This is a genomic window from Blastomonas sp. UPD001, assembly GCF_003426715.1.
In the GTDB taxonomy this organism is placed as follows: domain Bacteria; phylum Pseudomonadota; class Alphaproteobacteria; order Sphingomonadales; family Sphingomonadaceae; genus Blastomonas.
Genome location: NZ_QKVT01000001.1, coordinates 2,409,497 through 2,412,540, shown reverse-complemented (window position 1 = coordinate 2,412,540; position 3,044 = coordinate 2,409,497). Strand labels below are relative to the sequence as shown.

2 protein-coding genes, 1 rRNA gene and 1 pseudogene (1 of these 4 cut by a window edge) are annotated in these 3,044 nt (G+C 61.2%); all 4 read right to left on the bottom strand.

Annotated features, from left to right (window positions below; translation table 11 throughout):
* Positions 1 to 293, bottom strand: a pseudogene (locus DM995_RS21860) (hypothetical protein); the annotation flags it as partial.
* A 146-nt stretch (positions 294 to 439) separates the two neighbouring features.
* Positions 440 to 1,297, bottom strand: coding sequence for an SDR family oxidoreductase (locus tag DM995_RS12295; RefSeq protein WP_116969607.1), 858 nt, complete (start codon positions 1,295 to 1,297; stop codon positions 440 to 442).
* A 38-nt stretch (positions 1,298 to 1,335) separates the two neighbouring features.
* On the bottom strand, positions 1,336 to 1,755 hold the full coding sequence (locus tag DM995_RS12290; protein ID WP_353653374.1) for a ZIP family metal transporter: 420 nt from the start codon (positions 1,753 to 1,755) through the stop codon (positions 1,336 to 1,338).
* Positions 1,756 to 1,789: 34 nt separating this feature from the next.
* Positions 1,790 to 3,044: ribosomal RNA gene (locus tag DM995_RS21855) — 23S ribosomal RNA — on the bottom strand (it continues 2,329 nt past the right edge of the window).

Sequence of the window (3,044 nt, the reverse complement as noted above, 5' to 3'; positions counted from 1 at the left end):
CCATATTGCGCGGGATCGGCGAAATGGCCGCCATGCTGCCAGTTGCTGCCACCCTGCTGGTGCGACTGGCCGGACTGGCCCCAGCCGCCGCCCTGGGTGTTGCCGCCCTGCTGGCCGCGCTGGTAATCGCCCTGCCCGCGCTGCCCCCAGTTGTCACCCTGCTGCTGCTGCGGCTGGCCCTGCCCGGCTTGGCCGGACTGGTGGTTCGCCGAGCGCGCATAGTCGTTTTCCTGTCGGCGCTGACCTTGCTGATTGCTGTCGTTGTCGTTCCAGTTCGGATTGTTATCAGCCACTTGAGACTTCCTTTCCTGCATTGCGGTTGCGCTTCTCGGGGAAGCAGAAGCGCTCCGGACCGCTGCCAGCATTGTCCGTAAAGCCCATGGCAGCGGCCCTTGCACAGGTTAGGAAAGGCGCGGGTTATCGCACCGCTCGCCGCAATTCAGCTGCCGACGATCACGCCGCCATTGGGGTGCAGCACCTGGCCGCTCATATAGCTCGAATCCTCGCAGGCGAGGAACAGGAAGCACGGCGCGACCTCGTTCGGCTGACCGGGGCGTCCCATCGGCGTCGATTCGCCGAAATGCTCGAGCTTCTCCTCGCTCGCGCCGCCAAAGGGGTTGAGCGGGGTCCAGATCGGTCCCGGCGCGACGCCGTTCACGCGGATGCCCTTTTCGACCAGATTCTGCGACAGGCTGCGCGTAAAGGCAGTGATCGCACCCTTGGTCGCCGAATAGTCGAGCAGCTCGTCCGCACCCTTGTACATGGTCACCGAGGTGCAGTTGATGATGGTGGCACCGGGCTTGAGGTGTGGCATCGCGGCCTGCACCATGTAGAACATGCCATAGACATTGGTCTGGAAAGTGCGCTTGAGCTGCTTGTCCGAGATATCGGTAATATCCTTGTCGGGATGCTGCTCGCCGGCATTGTTGACCAGGATGTCGATCTGGCCGAACTTGCGGATGGCCAGGTCGATGACCTCGCGGCAATGGTCGCGCTCGCCGATATCGCCCGCGATGATCACCGCCTTGCCGCCTTCTTCCTCGACCATCTCGGCGGTGGCCTGCGCGTCCTCATCCTCTTCGAGATAGCTGATCACGACATTCGCGCCCTCGCGCGCGAACAGCACCGCCACCGCGCGGCCGATCCCCGAATCGCCGCCGGTGACGATCGCCACCTTGCGGTCGAGCCGGCCCGAGCCGGGGTAGCGCGGCTGCCATTCGGGCTTGGGATCGAGCTCGGCCTCGAGCCCGGGCAGTTCGGCTTCCTGCATCTTCGATACGGTCTTGGTCTTGGTCATGGGAATTGTCCTTCGATGGGGGTTGGTGCGTGCCCGGCTCAACCCAGGGTCACGTCGAGAAACATCATGATCGCCAAACCCGCCATCAGCGCTGGGGTTGCCGATCCATGCTCGATCCGGCGGCTGGTGCCGGGAATGATGTCGGCCATGACCACGAACAGCATGGCGCCGGCGGAAAAGCCCAGCGCCCAGGGGAGCGCCGCGGTCGAGGTCTGGACGATGGCGACGCCGAGCGCGCCGCCGAACGGCTCGATGAGGCCGGTCGCGAGCGCGGCGAGGATGCATCGCGCCCGGCTCCAGCCCAAGGTCGACAGCGCCGCCGCCACGGCCATGCCTTCGGGAATGTTCTGGATGCCGATGCCGAGCGCGGTCGCCCAGCCGAGGCTCGCATCGCCCGACATGAAGCTGACGCCGACTGCGGTGCCTTCGGGAATGTTGTGCAGCGTCACCGCAAGGATGAACAGCAGGATGCGCCGATGTTCGGCATCGTCGGCGAGCCAGCCGGGGACCGCAGCCAGCCGGGCCACCCAGCCTATCAACGTGGTCGTCTTCCACGGTTCTCAAGGGAATACTCGTTTTCAGGTTGGTTTCCCGCTTAGATGCCTTCAGCGGTTATCCATTCCATATATAGCTACCCTGCTATGCCCTTGGCAGGACAACAGGTCCACCAGAGATATGTCCATCCCGGTCCTCTCGTACTAGGGACAGATCCTGTCAATATTCCTACACCCACGGCAGATAGGGACCGAACTGTCTCACGACGTTCTGAACCCAGCTCACGTACCGCTTTAATTGGCGAACAGCCAAACCCTTGGGACCTGCTCCAGCCCCAGGATGCGATGAGCCGACATCGAGGTGCCAAACAACCCCGTCGATATGGACTCTTGGGGGTCATCAGCCTGTTATCCCCGGCGTACCTTTTATCCGTTGAGCGATGGCCCTTCCACGCGGGACCACCGGATCACTATGACCGACTTTCGTCTCTGCTCGACTTGTCAGTCTCGCAGTCAGGCGGGCTTATGCCATTGCACTCGACGACCGATTTCCGACCGGTCTGAGCCCACCATCGCGCGCCTCCGTTACTCTTTAGGAGGCGACCGCCCCAGTCAAACTACCTTAAGTCGTTGACCCATTATGCAAGAGGTACGCCGTCACTCCGAAGAGCTCCGACTGCTTGTAGGCACACGGTTTCAGGTACTGTTTCACTCCCCTCGTCGGGGTGCTTTTCACCTTTCCCTCACGGTACTGGTTCACTATCGGTCATGCACGAGTATTTAGGCTTGGAGGGTGGTCCCCCCATGTTCAGACAGGATTTCACGTGTCCCGCCCTACTCGAAGATCCTGAGCTTGATGTCGCATACGGGGCTGTCACCCGCTAAGGCGCGCCTTTCCAGACGCTTCTGCTGTCTCACTCAGAACCATTGGCCTGGTCCGCGTTCGCTCGCCACTACTAACGGAATCTCGGTTGATGTCTTTTCCTCCAGGTACTGAGATGTTTCAGTTCCCTGGGTTCGCTTCTCCATAGCTATGTATTCACTATGGGATGACCGCCCCACCAAAACACAAGCATCCGAAGATGATTGTGAGTTGATGGAGAAGCCGGGTTTCCCCATTCGGAAATCTCTGGGTCAAAGGTTGCTCACACCTCACCAGAGCTTATCGCAGCGTGCCACGTCCTTCATCGCCTGTGCATGCCAAGGCATTCACCATGTGCCCTTACCTCACACTTGAGAGTCCACATCACCAA

Excerpts from the sequence above, each read along its gene's own strand:
- DM995_RS12295 (WP_116969607.1), bottom strand. The coding sequence starts at position 1,297 with ATGACCAAGACCAAGACCGTATCGAAGATGCAGGAAGCCGAACTGCCC.